This window comes from Mycobacterium sp. PTI7, assembly GCF_056679845.1.
The window spans coordinates 3,094,017-3,106,035 of sequence record NZ_CM155252.1 but is presented as its reverse complement, the minus strand read 5'-3'; the positions used below and the strand labels follow the sequence as shown (position 1 = coordinate 3,106,035).

Genomic DNA, 12,019 nt, shown 5'->3' with positions numbered 1-12,019 from the left:
AAGCGAGACACCATGGCCTCCATCGAGATCCGCGACCTGGTCAAGGACTTCCACGACCGCAGCGGCAACCGCACCCGAGTGATCGACGGCATCGACCTCACCATCTCCGGTGAGACGTTCGTGTCGGTCGTCGGCCCTTCGGGCAGCGGCAAGACGACCCTGCTCAACATCGTCTCCGGGATCGAGACGCACAGCTCCGGCACCGTCGACCTCGTCGGCAACGACGGCAGCGACGCCCGCGTCGGCTACGTCTTCCAGGACCCGCGGCTGCTGCCGTGGCGCACGGTGATGGCGAATCTCGGCTTCGTGCAACACGAACGGCCGGGCTGGGAGGAGCGCGCACGGCACTACCTCGACCTCGTCGGGCTGGCCCACTGCGCCGATCGCTTCCCCGCCCAGCTGTCCGGCGGCCAGCAGCAGCGCATCGGCATCGCGCGGGCCTTCGCCGTCGAACCCGACGTGCTGCTGATGGACGAGCCGTTCAGCCACCTCGACGCCATGACCTCGCGGACGTTGCGCGAGCACCTCGAGCGCATTTGGCTGGAGTCGCGCCGTACGGTCATGTTCGTCACCCACGACGTCACCGAGGCCGTCCAGCTGTCCGACCGGATCGTCGTCCTGGCGCCCGGCGGACGCGTCCACGAAGTGATCGACGTCGATCTGCCCCGGCCCCGCAAGGCATCCGACCCCGCGGTCGCCGTCCTGCAGGCCGAGGTCCTGGCACGATTCGAGGCCCTCGAGGCCGCTACCGCAGGGAGCCCCGCATGACGACCCTCCACCCCGGACCCATCGACATCCACGCCCACTGGCTGCCCGAGGACATGTTCGGACTGCCGCCGGGCTCGCCCGTGCCGCCGCTCAACGGCCGCGACGGCGAGATCTACCTCGGGGATCTGCCGCTCTACATCGAGACGACGGCGATGACCGACGCCACCCGGGTGATCGCGGACACCGACGCCGCCGGCCTCGGCGCGCGGGTGATCTCCGCGCCGCCGTTCGCCTTCCCCGTCGCCGCCGATCCCGGCGTCGACGACTACGTCGGCGCGTTCAACGACGAACTGTCGAAGGCGTGCCGGGACAGCGATGGCCGGCTGCTCGGACTCGGCCTGGTCTCGCTGCACGATCCGGACGCCGCCCGCAGGCAGATGCAGGCCATCGCATCGTCCGGCGTGGTGCGCGGCATCGCGGTGCCGCCGCTGCTGAACGGCACGTCATTCGACGTCGCCCCGATGCGCGACCTGCTGCGGATCGCCGCGGAACTCGACCTCGCGGTGTTGGTCCATCCGATGCAGCTGCCGCGGCCGGAGTGGTCGTCGTACTACCTGGTGAACTTGATCGGCAACCCCGTCGAGACCACCACGGCTGCAGCGTCTCTGGTGCTCGGTGGGGTGCTCGAGGAACTGCCGGGGTTGCGGATCTGCATGTTGCACGGTGGCGGATGCGCACCATCGCTGGTCGGCAGGTGGCAGCACGGGTGGAACCAGCGCGCGGACGTCCGCAGTGCGGAGACCGGGTCACCGCGCGAGGGGTTCAAGAGCCTGTGGTTCGACACCCTCAGCCACGACGGTCCAGCGCTCGAGCTGCTGCGTGCGCACGCCGACCCGTCGCACCTGATGTGCGGTAGCGACTACCCGTTCGACATGGGCCTGCCCAACCCGCTCGACATGCCCCGGGATGCGGGGATCACCGATGACGTAATGGAACGGAACGCCCGGTCATTCCTGGGGCTCGAAGGAGAAGGACATGTCTGAGACCGTCAACACCCGGCACGACTGGAGTGGCCACCGCGCGCTGGTGATCGGAGGGTCGATCGGCGGCCTGACGACGGCGCTGCTGCTGCGCCGGCTCGGCTTCGACGTATCGGTGTTCGAGCGCACCCCCACCAACCTCGACGGCCGCGGCGGCGGCATCGTGCTGCAGCCCGACACGCTGCGATGGTTCGTCGAGTGCAGTGATCAGCATCCCGAGGAGGTGAGCACGTCGACGCACTACGTGCAGTACCTCGGGGCGGGCAACGAGATCGTGCACCGCGAGAACGCGCCCTGGAGCTACACGTCGTGGGGCACGTTCTACCGGGCGCTGCTGTCCGACTTCGGCACCGACGACTACCACCTCGGCGAATATGCGGCCGGCTTCGACGAGGACGCCGACGGCGTCGAGGTGCGCTTCACGTCGGGCCGTCGCGAGCGCGCCGACCTGGTGGTGTTCGCCGACGGCATCGGCTCGCCGAGCAGGCGCCGCATCTCGCCGGACACCAAGCTCGAGTACTCCGGCTACGTCGGATGGCGCGGCACCGTGCCCGAGCGCGAGGTGACCCCGGAGACCTTCGAGCTGCTGCACGACTCGATCACCTACAGCCTCGCGCCGCACACGCACATCAACGTCTACCCGATTCCGTCGACCGACGGCGGCCTTGCGGTGGGCGAGCGGCTGCTCAACTACGTCTGGTACCGCAACGTGCCGGAGGGTCATCAGCTCGACGAGCTGATGACCGACAAGCGCGGCTTCCTGGCCGGCGTGTCGCTGCACCCCGGTTCGGTGCAGGATCGGTTCGTCGAGGAGATGCGTTCGGCGGCAACCGAACTGCTGGCGCCCGCGGCAGCCGAGGTCGTGCTGCGCACCGAGCAGCCGTACCTGCAGGCGGTGTACGACGCGGTGACGCACCGGATGGCGATGGGGCGCGTCGCGCTCGTCGGGGACGCCGCCAGCGCCGCCCGTCCGCACGCCGCGGCCGGCACCGCCAAGGCGGCGGCGAACGCGTGGGCGCTGTACGACGCGCTGTCGGACAGCGGCGACATCGCGGAGGCACTCGCGAAGTGGGAGCCCGGCCAACTCGAACTGGGGCAGCGTTTGATGCGCCGCGTCAAGGAGATGGGCACGCGTTCACAGTTCGACTGCACCTGGGTCCCCGGCGACCCGGACAACCGTTTCGGCCTCTACGGCCCCGGACACTAGGAGACCCCGCATGACACAGAACACCTCCCCGTCGCTTGGCTCGCCCGAGTTCCTCACCGACGCCCCGCTCGCCGGCGCCCTCGTCGGCACCGACTTCGACGGCTGGACCGACGAGTTGCGGGCCGAGTTCGACTCGCACGCCCACGACGGGCACGTCGGCTCGCGGCTGCTCAGCCAGAACGAGCGGGTGCGGGTGTGGGAGATCCGTCTCGCCCCCGGTGACCGCTTCCACGCTCACCGTCACGTGCTGGACTACTTCTGGACCGCGGTCGTCGCGGGGACCAGCCGTCAGCACACCGCCGATGGCACGACCCGCGAGGTGTCGTATTCGGCGGGGGAGACGCGGCACTTCACCTTCGCCGAGGGCGAGTTTCTGCTGCACGACATCGAGAACGCCGGCGACACCGAGCTGGTGTTCACCACCGTCGAGCACCTCGACTCGGCCAACGCGCCGCTGGACCTCTAGGGCGCTCCTCGAGGTCCTCGAGCGCTCTCGAGTGTGAATCTGACGACGCCGCACGCGGCGGATATCCGTCGTCAGATTCACACTCGGGTGGGGGCCGCCGCCGACGTGTCCCGAAGTGCCCGCCTCTGAGCGACAACTCGCGACAAGTGGTCACTTCGCGGGCGTTTGCCCCGCTGGCGTTCGCCCCGCGAGCCCAAAGCCGTCGCCACCACGCCCCGGCGCCGTTCGCCCCGCGGTTCCTTCGCTGCTGCCACCGACGCCGCCGCCACCTTGCGCACCGCGTCGCCGCCCCGCACCCCGCCGCCCTGTCCTGCCCGGCGACGTGTCCCGAAGTGCCCGCCTCTGAGCGACAACTCGCGACAATCCGTCGGGATGCCCCGTTTGTGGAGGCCCAGCGAGCCCGAAGCCGCGCCGCCGTCATTCGGCCGGAGCCGCCATCGACCCGCAGCCATACATCTGCCGCCGCCTTAATCCGGCACCGCCGCCACCCTGCGCACCGTGTCGCCGCCCCGCACCCCGCCACCCAATTGTCGCGACTTGTCGCTCAGAGGCGGGCACGCGCGAACGTTCCTCGCCAGGACCCGAACCAAAGCCCCCGTCGAGCGTGCGTCCATGGCGGGAAATCGACCGATTCGCCGCCACCACCGCACGTTCGCGCCCCACGACTGGGACCGGTCAGTCGGGCGGGGGCGCCGCCGCCGCCAGCCACTGCCCGCACCGCACCGCGCCGCGCCGCGCCGCACCGCACCGCACCACCCAATTGTCGCGACTTGTCGCTCAGAGGCGGGCACGCGCGAACGTTCCTCGCCTCGCCCCCGAAACCAAGCCCCTGCCGAGCGTGCGTCCATGGTGTGAAATCGACCGATTCGCCGTCACCACCGCACGTTCGCGGCCGGCGCCACACGACGGGGACCGGTCAGTCCGGCAGGCCGGCCAACGCCTCGCGCAGGATGCGGCCGGTGGTCTCGCGGTCGGGGTCGCGGCGGACCACCAGCCCCTTGGCGAACGACAGCTTGTCACCGGTCTTGCGCGGCGCCACGTGCAGATGAATGTGGAACACGCTCTGGAACGCGGCCTTGCCGTCGTTGATGGCGATGTTGTTGCCGTCGGCCCGCAGCTCCGAGGCCCGGGCCGCCCGCCCGATGCGCTGTCCGATGCGCACCATGTCGGCGAGCGTCGACGGCGGCGTGTCCGTCAGGTCGACGGTGTGACGCTTGGGCACGACGAGCGTATGTCCGCGCACGATGGGCCTGATGTCCAGCAGCGCCAGGTAGTCGTCGTCCTCGTAGACCCGGATAGCGGGCGCCTCGCCGGAGACGATGGCGCAGAACACACATGACATCCCGCCACCGTAGCGACCACCACCGAGCCGCCCCTAGCCCGCCGCGAGCACGCCCACCGGTGCGGTCGCAGCCGGCGGGACGTAGACCAGGTCGCCGGAGGTCTCCGTGCCGTCGTCGAACATCGCCACCACGTCGTCGGGGATGGGAGAGAGGTCGGCCACCGAACGGAAGTCACGGATCGACGATCCCGTGCACCGGCCGTCGACGTTGCGCGCGCCGCGGCCGGCGCGAACGTCCTCGACGTCGACTGTCCTGAAGTCGATCGAGAAGCGAGTCCTCCCACTGGTATTGGGCACACTCGAGTGCAACTGGTGCCCGGAGAACTGCAGCAGACCGCCGACCGGCGGGACGAACACCGTCGACGACGAGAGGTCGACGGGCTCGCTCGGTCCTGGCAGCGGCCGGCTCTCGCCGGTCACGTTGGCCGCGGCGACCGCGCGATGCTTCGCATTCCACTGGTAGTAGTTGTAGACCGCCGAGTCGTTGGGCACAGCGCGGTCGAAGTACTCGGGATGGAACGCCATGGCGTTGTCCTCGCAGACGTCGTACACCGGCATCCAGTAGTTGAGCTGCGCGAGTGGGGCCGAGTACCACGTGTCGCGGTGCGGATGCCAGGCGTAGGCGATGCCGGTCACGAGGTATCCGTCGCTGGTCGACGACCGCAGTCGAGGGACGTCGAAGTACGTGGTGGCGGGATCGCAGCCCCGCTCGATCAGCAATTCGCGAAGGAACCGCTTCGAACGTGGGTGGTGGATGAACGTCGGTTTGAGCGAGCCCAGGACTGCCGCATACCGCTCGACGGGCATGGCGAACTGCGCGACCTCCGGGTCGAGTCCGCCGAACGCGTCGTCGATCAGCTCCCGGGCGAACATGGCGAAGGCGACCGACGTCGCAGACGGCGCGACCACGTTGATGGCCCCGCCGTACAGTCTGGCCCGCTGCGCCGCGGTCCCCACGGGCTGGTCGAACTGCACTGCCATCGACATGGTCGGCCTCCCACCGTCGCGCGCCATGTCTTTGCCAACGGCGCGCCCTGGTGACATTTGTACCAGCAAAACGCGCTCACTGAGAAGTCTCTCAGCATTGCCCCAAGGCGAACCGGCGTCAGCGCGCCCCGAGCGTGCTTTGAATGTCGGGCAGCATCTGCTGCAACTGCTGACCCCAGTACGGCCACGAGTGGGTGCCGTCGGGCGGGAAGTTGAACGTGCCGTTGCTGCCACCCGCGGCGACGTAGGCGTTCTGGTAGTCGCGATTCGACCCGAGGGTGAAGCTCTCGAGGAATTGCTGCGGGAGGCCGGCCACCGCACCGGGCAGATCGCTGGGCGTGCCGCTGCCGCAGTACACCCAGATGCGGGCGCCGGTCGCCACCAGCTTCGCGACGTTGACGGTCGGATCGTTGCGCGCCCACGCCGGATCGGTCCGCGGCCCCCACATGGCGTCGGCCTTGAACCCGCCCGCGTCGTTCATCGCCAACCCGACGAGCGTCGGCCAGAACCCGTCGGATAGGTGCAGGAAGCCCGACAGCGATGCGGCGTAGCGGAACTGGTCGGGGTAGTAGGTGGCCAGGTTCAGTGCGGTGGAACCGCTCATCGAAAGGCCGACGACGGCGTTGCCGGTTCGCGAGATGCCCTTGTTCTCGGCCAGCCAGGCGGGCAGTTCCTGGGTCAGGAACGTCTCCCACCGGTAGGTCTGGGTGGTGCCGTTGCCCACCGCAGGCTGGTACCAGTCCACGTAGAAGCTGGACATGCCGCCGACCGGCATCACGACCGACAGCCCCGAGTCGAGGAACCACTCGAACGCGGGGGTCTCGATGTCCCAGCCGCTGAGGTCGTCGCGCGCCCGGAGGCCGTCGAGCAGGTACACGGCGTTCGAGCCGCCGCCCTGAAACTCGACGCGGACGTTGCGGCCCATCGCCGCCGATGGCACGTCGAGGTACTCCACCGGAAGACCTGGACGCGAGAACGCCTGCGCAGGTGCCGGACTCGTGACGACGACGAGTCCGGCCGTGACGACGAAAGCCAGGCCGATGCCCAGCAGTTTCTTGACGAAGCTGGTCATGAATCCGTTCTACTCGCCGAGGCCCGTCGACGGAACCCCTCTGCACTACCGACGTGCTGTCAGGCCAACACTCGCCACTGCGCGAGCTTGTCGCCGAACGCCATGGTCGCCGCCGGACTGCTCGACGGGACGCGGACGGCGGGTACGCCCACCCGCACGTTCCGGTCGAACATCTCCATCGCGGCCGACCCGTTGACCACGATCCGGTCGATGCCGGGGTAGTCGGCCAGCAGCGCTCCGATGTCGTTGACCAGGGCCGTCTTCCGATCGATCCGGGCGTCGAGACTGCCGGCCCGGCGACAGCTGTGCAGCACGTCCCACAGCGCGACGCCGTGCCCTCGCGCGGCCGCGATGCGCGCCTCGTACGGCACGGCGGCGTCGAAGCCGAACACCTCGCCCACCAGCCGCCAGAACTGGTTGCGGGGGTTCGCGTAGTACTGCCCGAGCGTCAGCGACTGCTCGCTGGGGAACGACCCGAGCACGAGCACCCGGGCGGCGTCGTCGACGACGGGCGGCAACCCCTCGCGCAGTGGCGTCGTCGACTCGGTCATGTGACGAGGATAAATGGGTCAGGATGTCGGGCATGGCACTCTTCGGTGGCTCCGACGACGACCTTCGGCGCCGGGTCGACGCGCTCGAACAGCGGGTCGTGGCGCTCGAACGCGCACTCTCCCACGCCGGCATCGACCGCACGGTGCCGACGCCGGTGGGGGAGTTCCACGATCGGTGGGTCAGCGCCGACGTGCGCGCGCTGGTGGCCGCTGGCAAGAAGCTCGAGGCCATCAAGCTGCTGCGCGAGCAGACCGGCATCGGCCTCAAGGAGGCGAAGGACGCCGTCGACCGCCTCTGAGACTTGCGATTAGTGCACGCGCAGCCGCGCTCACCGCGGCTGCGCGTGCACTAATCGGCTCAGCTGAGGTGATGGACCTCCTGCAACCCGTAGACGGGTGTCGGGATGCCCTCGCGGCGGGCCTTCAGCTGCAGCGCCAGGTACAGCGAGTAGTGCCGGGACTGGTGCAGGTTGCCGCCGTGGAACCACAGGTTCTCCTGCTGGGTGGGCTTACACATGTTGCGCTGCTCGCCCTCCCACGGGCCGGGGTCCTTTGTCGTTCCCGAGCCCAGGCCCCACACCTTGCCGACCTTGTCGGCGACGTCCTGGCCGATGAGGTCGGCGGCCCAGCCGTTCATCGAGCCGTAGCCGGTGGCGTAGACGACGACGTCGGCGGGCAGCACCGTGCCGTCGGCGAGCACCACGGCGTCCTCGGTCAGGCGGTCCACCTGACCGTGCGCAAGCTTGATCGTCCCGTCGGCGATCAGGTCCGAGGCGCCGACGTCGATGTAGTAGCCCGACCCGCGGCGCAGGTACTTCATGAACAGGCCCGACCCGTCGTCACCCCAGTCCAGGTCGAAGCCGGCCGCGGCGAGCCGATCGTAGAAGTCCTTGTCGCGCTCGCGGATCGCGTCGTAGATCGGGATCTGGAACTCGTGCATGATGCGGTACGGCAGCGACGCGAACGTCAGGTCCGCCTTCTCGGTGGTCATGCCCGCGGCCAGCGCGCGCTCGGAGTAGAGGTCGCCGAGCCCGAGGTCCATCAGCGAGTCCGACTTGACGATGTGCGTGGAGGACCGCTGCACCATCGTGACGTCGACGTCGTTCTCCGCCAACGCCTTGCAGATGTCGTGCGCGGAGTTGTTGGAGCCCACCACCACGGCCCGCTTGCCCACGTAGCCGTCCGGGCCGGGGTGCGCGCTGGAGTGGTGCTGATCGCCGCGGAACACGTCCTGGCCGGGAAGCGTTGGCACGTGCGGCTTTCCGGACATGCCCGTCGCGAGCACCAGTTGGGCCGGGCGCAGGGTGACGCGTTCGCCGTCGCGGTCCACCTCGACGGTCCAGCGCTGCTCGGCCTCGTCGTAGGACGCCGACAGGCACGACGTCTTCGACCAGTACGGCACCTCCATGACCCGGGTGTAGAACTCGAGCCAGTCGCCGATCTTGTCCTTCGGCGCGAACACCGGCCAGTTCTGCGGGAACGGCAGGTAGGGCAGGTGGTCGTACCAGACCGGATCGTGCAGGCACAGCGACTTGTAGCGGTTGCGCCACTGGTCGCCCGGCCGCTCCTGGCGGTCGAGGACGAGTGCGGGCACCCCGAGCTGGCGCAGCCGCGCGCCCAGCGCGATGCCGCCCTGACCGCCGCCCACGACGACGACGTAGGGCTGCTCGGCGTATCCGAGTGCGGCGTCTTCCGCGGCACGCTTCTCGGCCCAGGAGCGGGTGTCGGCGTCGCTGCCGTGCACGGCGCCCATCACCCGGGTCGCGCCCTTGCGCTCCTCGTGACCGGTGAGTTCCTGCAGCGCGGTCAGGAACGTCCACGCCTCGTCGCCCTTGAGGCGCAGGTGTCCGGTGCCGCGGCCGACGGCGGTGTCGAACTCGATGAACGCGGAGGTGACGCCGTCGCCGTCGTCGGTCGCGGGTTCGCGGGTGCGGAAGTTGGTCGCGTCGGTGGGCGCCGCGCGTTCGGTGAGCAGGTGCGCGATCGCGTCGCGCCCCTCGACGGTCTTGAGGTTCCAGGTGAACGACACCAGGTCGCGCCAGTACGAGTCGAGGGCGAACTTGGCGGCGGCACGTTCAACGTCGCGCGACGCCAGGGCCAGTTCGAAGTCGCGCAGCCAGGAGTCGACGCGTTCCTGCGGCGTGAGGTCGGTGGTGGTCTCGAGCGTTGATGTCATGTGAGCCAGGACACACCCTCGGGCCCAACAGGCACAAGGGCTGCAACCCCCTGCAACCCTTACGCGTGTGCGCCAGGTCACATAGAAACGACGGCATGAGAGCAGCTGTGTACTACGGACCGAACAAGCTCGAGGTCGCGGACGTGCCCGAACCCGAACCGACGGCGGGCACCGTCAAGGTGAAGGTCGGGTTCAACGGAATCTGCGGCACCGACCTGCACGAGTACTACGCGGGCCCGATCTTCGTGCCCACCGAGCCGCACCCGCTCACCGGTCAGCAGATGCCGCTGACCATGGGACACGAATTCTCCGGCACGATCACCGCGATCGGGTCGGGCGTCACCGACTGGGCCGAGGGCGACCGGGTGGCGATCATGCCGCTCTACCGCTGCGGGCACTGCCCGGCGTGCCGGGCGGGCAACTACAACATCTGCGCCCAGATCGGCTTCCACGGGTTGATGTCCGACGGCGGCATGGCCGAGTACACCGTGGTCCCGACCGACATGCTGCACCGGCTGCCGGACAACGTGTCGCTCGAGCTGGGCGCGCTGGTCGAGCCGATGTCGGTGGCCTATCACGCGGCGACGCTGGGGGAACCGAACACCGACGGCACCGCGATGGTGTTCGGTGCGGGACCGATCGGCATCGGGCTGTGGTTCGCGCTGCGCGGCAAGGGGGTCGAGGACGTCTTCGTCGTCGAGCCGTCGGCGACGCGGCGCGCGGCGATCGAGGCACTCGGCGCGCGGACGCTCGATCCCACGGCTGTCGACGTACCGGCGTTCATCGCCGACCACACCGACGGCCGCGGCGCCGACGCGGTCTACGACGCGGCGGGTGTCGCGCCCGCGGTCGAGACCGCGCTGGCGTGCGTGGGCGCGCGCCGGGCGATGGTGAGCGTCGCGATCTACGAGAAGCCGCTCGTCACACCGCTTCTCAACCTGGTGATGAACGAATCGCGCATCCAGGGTTCGCTCTGCTACACCGCACCCGACTTCGCGGCGGTCATCGACCTGATGTCCCGCGGCGTCTACGACACGACGGGATGGGTGACGCCGATCGCGATCGACGACGTCATCGAGGAGGGCTTCGAGGCTCTCCACGCCGGACGGAAGATGAAGGTCCTCGTCGATCCGGGGGTCGCGTGAAACGGCGGTGTGACGTGGCGCACAATCGAGGGCGATGCCTTCCTCATCGGTGACGCCGGAACCCGCCGTGGCCGCGGGCGACGACCCGCGCAGCTACGCGATGCTGCTGTCGGAGGTCTACGACGCCACGATGGCGGGCACCCGCGCGCCGGCCCGGCCGCGCGACGTGATCGCCGATTCCTGGAAGCGGCTGCTGGGCAAGGGGATCGATCCGGACCGGCACTGCCCGCCCAACGTGGACAGCAGCGGACTGGACGCGCTGCGCCACGCCTCCGGACTCTTCTCGGTGCTCGACGACGTGTCGCGCGGGCTGAACTCCGTCATCGACGGTGGCGACAACATCCTGGTGGTCGCCGACGCCCGCGGCCGGGTGCTGTGGCGCTACGGGGCGCCGCGAGTGCTGAGCAACGCCGACCGGCTCGGCTTCGTCGAGGGTGCGCAGTGGAGCGAGAGCGCCGTCGGCACCAACGCGATCGGCACCGCGCTGGCGTCGCACCGGGCGGTGCAGGTCTTCTCGGCCGAGCACTTCCTGCGCAGCCACCACGCCTGGACGTGTGCCGGCGCACCGATCAAGGACCCGCGCACCGGGCAGGTCGTCGGCATCGTCGACGTCTCGGGACCCGCGGCCACCGTGCACCCGACGACCGTCGCGCTGGTCGACCTCGTCGCCCGGCTCGCGGAATCGCAGCTGCGCGAGGCGCACGACCGCACGCTCAACAGGTTGCGCACCGTCGCCGCCCCGATCCTGGCCAGGGTGGGCCGCCCCGCGCTCGCCGTCGACCAGCACGGCTGGGTGGCGGCGGTCGACTCGCTGCCCCCGCACAGCCGGATCATGCTGCCCGACGACGGCGTTCCCGGCCGGACGTGGATCCCGTCGCTCGGCGCGTGCGACGTCGAGTCGCTGCCCGGCGGTTGGCTGGTGCGACTGGCCGAGGAGGATGCCGGCGGTCCCGCGCAGTCACGGGTGACGCTCGACCTACGCGACGGCGCCGCGCCGACTCTCGACGTCATCGGCGGGTTCGGCACCTGGCGGCGCGACATCTCGCCGCGGCACGCCGAGATCCTGCACGTGCTCGCGACGCACCGCCAGGGCCGCTCCGCGCCCGAGTTGGCGGCCGACCTCTACGGCGACCGCTCGCGGGTGGTGACGGTCCGCGCGGAGATGTCGCGACTGCGCAGGCAGTACGTGGGGCTGGTGCTCGGCAAGCCGTACCGCTTCCCCGAGACCGCCGTCGTCGACGTCGTGTATCCCGACGACGCGACGACGTTGCTACCGGCGTCGACGGCTCCAGCCATCAGGGCCGCCCGCGGTATACGTTGACTCC

At 69.8% G+C, this 12,019-nt stretch carries 12 protein-coding genes; 7 read left to right on the top strand and 5 right to left on the bottom strand.

All coding sequences use genetic code 11. The features are described 5' to 3' along the window. The first annotated feature begins 12 nt into the window (after positions 1 to 12). The 4 genes from AC1MEY_RS14870 to AC1MEY_RS14855 are packed head-to-tail and all read left to right on the top strand — an operon-like array spanning position 13 to position 3,421. Complete coding sequence (locus tag AC1MEY_RS14870) at positions 13 to 768, top strand: ABC transporter ATP-binding protein (RefSeq protein ID WP_480226270.1); 756 nt, start codon at positions 13 to 15, stop codon at positions 766 to 768. Next, complete coding sequence (locus AC1MEY_RS14865; protein ID WP_480226269.1) at positions 765 to 1,751, top strand: amidohydrolase family protein; 987 nt, start codon at positions 765 to 767, stop codon at positions 1,749 to 1,751. Before AC1MEY_RS14870 ends, AC1MEY_RS14865 begins: the two co-directional genes overlap by 4 nt. Then, a complete protein-coding gene (locus AC1MEY_RS14860; protein WP_480226268.1) occupies positions 1,744 to 2,955 on the top strand; it encodes an FAD binding domain-containing protein in 1,212 nt (403 codons plus the stop codon). Before AC1MEY_RS14865 ends, AC1MEY_RS14860 begins: the two co-directional genes overlap by 8 nt. A 10-nt stretch (positions 2,956 to 2,965) precedes the next feature. Then, positions 2,966 to 3,421 carry a cupin domain-containing protein gene (locus AC1MEY_RS14855; protein ID WP_480226267.1) on the top strand — a complete coding sequence of 152 codons (456 nt, stop codon included), beginning with the start codon at positions 2,966 to 2,968 and terminating at the stop codon, positions 3,419 to 3,421. 916 nt (positions 3,422 to 4,337) lie between these two features. Here the strand turns inward: AC1MEY_RS14855 and AC1MEY_RS14850 are convergent. From AC1MEY_RS14850 to AC1MEY_RS14835, 4 genes are all read right to left on the bottom strand, one after another. Beyond that, positions 4,338 to 4,763 (bottom strand): HIT family protein, encoded by a 426-nt coding sequence (locus AC1MEY_RS14850; protein ID WP_480226266.1) that lies wholly within the window; start codon positions 4,761 to 4,763, stop codon positions 4,338 to 4,340. A 33-nt stretch (positions 4,764 to 4,796) separates the two neighbouring features. After that, positions 4,797 to 5,750 carry a hypothetical protein gene (locus AC1MEY_RS14845; RefSeq protein ID WP_480226265.1) on the bottom strand — a complete coding sequence of 318 codons (954 nt, stop codon included), beginning with the start codon at positions 5,748 to 5,750 and terminating at the stop codon, positions 4,797 to 4,799. Positions 5,751 to 5,868: 118 nt separating this feature from the next. Then, the gene (locus AC1MEY_RS14840) at positions 5,869 to 6,822 is read right to left on the bottom strand and encodes an alpha/beta hydrolase (RefSeq protein ID WP_480226264.1); all 954 of its coding nucleotides are present in this window, start codon (positions 6,820 to 6,822) and stop codon (positions 5,869 to 5,871) included. 59 nt (positions 6,823 to 6,881) lie between these two features. After that, the gene (locus AC1MEY_RS14835; protein ID WP_480226263.1) at positions 6,882 to 7,373 is read right to left on the bottom strand and encodes a DNA-deoxyinosine glycosylase; all 492 of its coding nucleotides are present in this window, start codon (positions 7,371 to 7,373) and stop codon (positions 6,882 to 6,884) included. A gap of 32 nt (positions 7,374 to 7,405) precedes the next feature. Here AC1MEY_RS14835 and AC1MEY_RS14830 point away from each other — a divergent pair, with 32 nt between their 5' ends. Then, positions 7,406 to 7,672, top strand: a complete 267-nt coding sequence (locus tag AC1MEY_RS14830; RefSeq protein WP_480226262.1) for a ribosomal protein L7/L12 — start codon at positions 7,406 to 7,408, stop codon at positions 7,670 to 7,672. Between the two features lie 59 nt (positions 7,673 to 7,731). Here the strand turns inward: AC1MEY_RS14830 and AC1MEY_RS14825 are convergent, their stop codons facing one another. Continuing rightward, positions 7,732 to 9,549, bottom strand: a complete 1,818-nt coding sequence (locus tag AC1MEY_RS14825; RefSeq protein ID WP_480226261.1) for an NAD(P)-binding domain-containing protein — start codon at positions 9,547 to 9,549, stop codon at positions 7,732 to 7,734. Positions 9,550 to 9,644: 95 nt separating this feature from the next. On the opposite strand from AC1MEY_RS14825, the gene AC1MEY_RS14820 reads away from it, so the two are divergent. Both AC1MEY_RS14820 and AC1MEY_RS14815 read left to right on the top strand, forming a co-directional pair. Then, positions 9,645 to 10,694, top strand: coding sequence for a 2,3-butanediol dehydrogenase (locus AC1MEY_RS14820; RefSeq protein ID WP_480226260.1), 1,050 nt, complete (start codon positions 9,645 to 9,647; stop codon positions 10,692 to 10,694). Positions 10,695 to 10,728: 34 nt separating this feature from the next. Continuing rightward, entirely contained in the window at positions 10,729 to 12,015 is a 1,287-nt protein-coding gene (locus AC1MEY_RS14815; RefSeq protein ID WP_480226259.1) for a GAF domain-containing protein, read from the top strand. Positions 12,016 to 12,019: the final 4 nt, after the last annotated feature.

Bases quoted from the DNA above. Each gene is read 5' to 3' on its own strand.
- AC1MEY_RS14865 (WP_480226269.1), top strand. From the start codon at position 765: ATGACGACCCTCCACCCCGGACCCATCGACATCCACGCCCACTGGCTG.
- AC1MEY_RS14835 (WP_480226263.1), bottom strand. From the start codon at position 7,373: ATGACCGAGTCGACGACGCCACTGCGCGAGGGGTTGCCGCCCGTCGTC.
- AC1MEY_RS14845 (WP_480226265.1), bottom strand. From the start codon at position 5,750: ATGTCGATGGCAGTGCAGTTCGACCAGCCCGTGGGGACCGCGGCGCAG.
- AC1MEY_RS14825 (WP_480226261.1), bottom strand. From the start codon at position 9,549: ATGACATCAACGCTCGAGACCACCACCGACCTCACGCCGCAGGAACGC.
- AC1MEY_RS14830 (WP_480226262.1), top strand. From the start codon at position 7,406: ATGGCACTCTTCGGTGGCTCCGACGACGACCTTCGGCGCCGGGTCGAC.
- AC1MEY_RS14840 (WP_480226264.1), bottom strand. From the start codon at position 6,822: ATGACCAGCTTCGTCAAGAAACTGCTGGGCATCGGCCTGGCTTTCGTC.
- AC1MEY_RS14870 (WP_480226270.1), top strand. From the start codon at position 13: ATGGCCTCCATCGAGATCCGCGACCTGGTCAAGGACTTCCACGACCGC.
- AC1MEY_RS14860 (WP_480226268.1), top strand. From the start codon at position 1,744: ATGTCTGAGACCGTCAACACCCGGCACGACTGGAGTGGCCACCGCGCG.
- AC1MEY_RS14815 (WP_480226259.1), top strand. From the start codon at position 10,729: ATGCCTTCCTCATCGGTGACGCCGGAACCCGCCGTGGCCGCGGGCGAC.
- AC1MEY_RS14820 (WP_480226260.1), top strand. From the start codon at position 9,645: ATGAGAGCAGCTGTGTACTACGGACCGAACAAGCTCGAGGTCGCGGAC.
- AC1MEY_RS14850 (WP_480226266.1), bottom strand. From the start codon at position 4,763: ATGTCATGTGTGTTCTGCGCCATCGTCTCCGGCGAGGCGCCCGCTATC.
- AC1MEY_RS14855 (WP_480226267.1), top strand. From the start codon at position 2,966: ATGACACAGAACACCTCCCCGTCGCTTGGCTCGCCCGAGTTCCTCACC.